This window comes from Mesorhizobium sp. M7A.F.Ca.US.002.01.1.1 (assembly GCF_004022955.1).
Lineage (GTDB): Bacteria > Pseudomonadota > Alphaproteobacteria > Rhizobiales > Rhizobiaceae > Mesorhizobium > Mesorhizobium ciceri.
Genome location: NZ_RZQE01000619.1, coordinates 1 through 2,829 on the forward strand (window position 1 = coordinate 1; position 2,829 = coordinate 2,829).

5 protein-coding genes are annotated in these 2,829 nt (G+C 59.6%); 4 read left to right on the forward strand and 1 reads right to left on the reverse strand.

Annotation, left to right across the window (positions count from 1 at the left end):
* The first annotated feature begins 106 nt into the window (after nt 1–106).
* From EN932_RS32980 to EN932_RS32990, 3 genes are all read left to right on the forward strand, one after another.
* Nucleotides 107–313, forward strand: coding sequence for a hypothetical protein (locus tag EN932_RS32980; protein WP_013531530.1), 207 nt, complete (start codon nt 107–109; stop codon nt 311–313).
* A gap of 47 nt (nt 314–360) precedes the next feature.
* Entirely contained in the window at nt 361–831 is a 471-nt protein-coding gene (locus EN932_RS32985; protein ID WP_013531529.1) for a YbhB/YbcL family Raf kinase inhibitor-like protein, read from the forward strand.
* Nucleotides 832–914: 83 nt separating this feature from the next.
* On the forward strand, nt 915–1,073 hold the full coding sequence (locus EN932_RS32990; protein WP_013531528.1) for a hypothetical protein: 159 nt from the start codon (nt 915–917) through the stop codon (nt 1,071–1,073).
* Between the two features lie 106 nt (nt 1,074–1,179).
* On the opposite strand, the gene EN932_RS32995 is transcribed toward EN932_RS32990, so the two are convergent.
* On the reverse strand, nt 1,180–1,608 hold the full coding sequence (locus tag EN932_RS32995; protein ID WP_013531527.1) for a hypothetical protein: 429 nt from the start codon (nt 1,606–1,608) through the stop codon (nt 1,180–1,182).
* A 192-nt stretch (nt 1,609–1,800) separates the two neighbouring features.
* Here EN932_RS32995 and EN932_RS33000 point away from each other — a divergent pair.
* The coding region (locus EN932_RS33000; protein WP_164890752.1) for a DUF4396 domain-containing protein at nt 1,801–2,829 on the forward strand (1,029 nt) is incomplete at its 3' end.

Genomic DNA, 2,829 nt, shown 5'->3' on the forward strand with positions numbered 1-2,829 from the left:
GGCTCTAACCGGCGCGCGCGGCGAGCCGATGAAGCAGAGCCCTGGAACCGGAACGGCCCATCTGGCTTGCATTTTTAAACTGAAATCCCGTCGAAGGAGTTTTCTCATGACCGGAACCAAACATCCGAAATGGAAAAAACCGAGCGATGCCGACTTGGCGAACAATCCTGGTATCGGGACTTCCAAGGGAACGATCAAGGAAGGCGAAGAGTTCGAGCTTGAAGGCGAGAACACGGTCGAAGGCGATGTCGAGAACGACACGACCGCTGCTGGCGGGATCGATCCAAGACAAAAGATGCGGACCAACAAATAGCATGCCGTTGGCATCGCTGCGATCAACTTCCCCGGAAGGAGTGAACCATGCCACTTGCCCTCAGCAGCGCCGCCTTTGCCGAAGGCGGACCAATTCCCGAAAGATATACACGAGACGGCAAAAACGTATCGCCGCCGCTGAAATGGTCTGGAGTACCGGACGACGCCAAAAGCCTCGTTCTCGTCGTTCAGGATCCTGATGCGCCGAGCGGAACGTTTGGTCATTGGGCGGTATTCAACATCTCCGCGGAGACAAGGGAACTTCCCGAGGCGGAAAGCGGCAAGCCAGGTCCCGGTGCCCTTAGGCAAGCAACAAATGATTTTGGCAACGCCTATTACGACGGCCCTGAACCCCCGGTCGGACATGGCGTCCACCATTACCATTTCCGGCTGGCCGCGCTCGACACGCCGAGCCTTGCCATTCCGGCCAGCGCAGGCGTCGAGCGCATCTGGCGGGAGGCGCAGAAACACTCGCTCGAGCAGGCAGAACTCATCGGAACCTACGAACGCAATCCGTAAGTTGATGACCGAGGTGGCATTACCCTGCTGCTGCGCGGAACGGTTCTCCTCCTTGCCGGTTGTCTGGGAAAGGAGATGCCGCCATGTTTGGAGATATCATGTGGTTAGTCGTCGTTGCCGGCGGCCCATTGTTGCTGATCGTGCTGTTGGCCTATGCCGTTATCGCACGCCGCCGGCGTGGGCCCGCTGAACGAAGGGAAAGCGACCGGGCGACCGACCGGCTATACCAGGACAAGCGTTGATCCGCATCGCAAGATGTCCGATCGGAAGACATCCAATCGGCAAGACATCCAATCGGCAAGACAGGGGATCGTAAGCCGCAGCGGGCGACGACGATCCCCAACTGGGTCAGCGCATTATCCTTTGCCGCAACCACGCAAAGAACCTGCCGCTGACGGCTGAGCGGACTCGCGTCGCAGCCCAGCGCGCTTTCATGGTTGAGCCGACGTGGCAATCGCAGACGATGTCGTGCAACTGCCAGTCGTTCAGCTCGAAAAAGCGCTTTGCCTCGCCGTATGTATCGTCTTTCAAACCCGATGCGCGCAGCACTGGATCTTCGAAAGCAACCGAAATTGCGGTTCCCTCGCCCCGCATCATTGCACGTGCTTCGGGGTGCAGATGTTCGGTGCCTGCAAACGCGCCAAGGCATCGCTCGGGATTACGCTCCAGCAGTTCAGCCCAGCGCTCTATGCGCTGATTTCGTGTCATTGCGGAATATGCAGCCGACGATTCAATCTTGGCGACGGCATGCAGTTGGTCGAGTGTTTGATGTTTCATGGCCAGCTCCTGTTGAGGCAGCGAAGCGCCCACGCCTTCAAGGGAATTACCGCGCCGTAATGCTTCGACAAGAGCGCCAGGCTGGAGAATTCGACACAACCGGATTGGGCCGGCGGGATCATAAACACACGTGCTGCGTTCATCGGCGGGGGCTGCTTGTGACAAACCGCTGATCCGCGACGGGATGCATCCATGTTCATCCAGCCAATCGACTATTTCCTTGCTGTCTGGTTCGCTCTTGCCGCCACCTCGACGCTCTATGTCGGCTTCGATCAATACCGCAACAATCCCGAACCGCTGGTGATGAAATGGGGTTTCATCCTGGTGACCCTCTATATGGGTCCATTGGGGCTGCTGCTTTATGTGCTTGCAGACAAGGAGCCACGACCGGGCGAGCATGAAGACTTCACCAGGCCGCTGTGGAAGCAAGGCGTCGGTTCGACCATCCACTGCGTTGCCGGCGATGCGACCGGCATCATTCTCGCGGCAGTCATTACGGCAACGCTTGGCCTGCCGATGTGGCTCGACCTCATCGTCGAATATCTGGCGGGTTTCGCCTTCGGCCTGTTCATCTTCCAGTCGCTGTTCATGAAATCGATGATGGGCGGCACCTACTGGGAGAATGTGCGCAAGAGCTTCCTGCCCGAGTTCATCTCGATGAATTTCATGATGGCCGGCATGGCGCCCGTCATGAGCTTCCTGATGATGGGGCGCGACATGCGCGCGATGGAGCCGACCGAGCTCTTGTTCTGGGGCGTGATGTCGATCGGCGTCATTGCCGGCTTCACGCTTGCCTATCCCGCCAATGTCTGGCTGGTCGCTCGCGGACTGAAGCACGGGTTGATGACGCAGCGCCCGCAGGCGGCCGAAATGAGCAGTCGAGAGCCGACCGCCCAGCAACAGCACGCTACGCATCATGCCCGCGCCGGCGATGATCGACGACAAGGCCACGCCAACACATCCCACAAACCCAAACGCAGCGGCCATCAGATGGAGACGGACGCCACGACGCCGCAGATAGCAGCCCTCGGCATGGTCTCGGTGCGGGCGCTGGCGATTGGCATGGCCGCACCGGCGAACTGGCTGAACCTGACGCTTTCAGCACGTGCCGTCGGCGGGGCGATCATGCCGCAAGGCATGATCATGGGCCGCGACACGCCGGCGGAAGCCATGCGTGACATGGCTGCAACCGATCCGCATCGCGTCACGGCATCCTATGGC

Coding starts and splice junctions, on each gene's coding strand:
- EN932_RS32980 (WP_013531530.1), top strand. CDS start 107: ATGACCGGAACCAAACATCCGAAATGGAAAAAACCGAGCGATGCCGAC.
- EN932_RS32985 (WP_013531529.1), top strand. CDS start 361: ATGCCACTTGCCCTCAGCAGCGCCGCCTTTGCCGAAGGCGGACCAATT.
- EN932_RS32990 (WP_013531528.1), top strand. CDS start 915: ATGTTTGGAGATATCATGTGGTTAGTCGTCGTTGCCGGCGGCCCATTG.
- EN932_RS32995 (WP_013531527.1), bottom strand. CDS start 1,608: ATGAAACATCAAACACTCGACCAACTGCATGCCGTCGCCAAGATTGAA.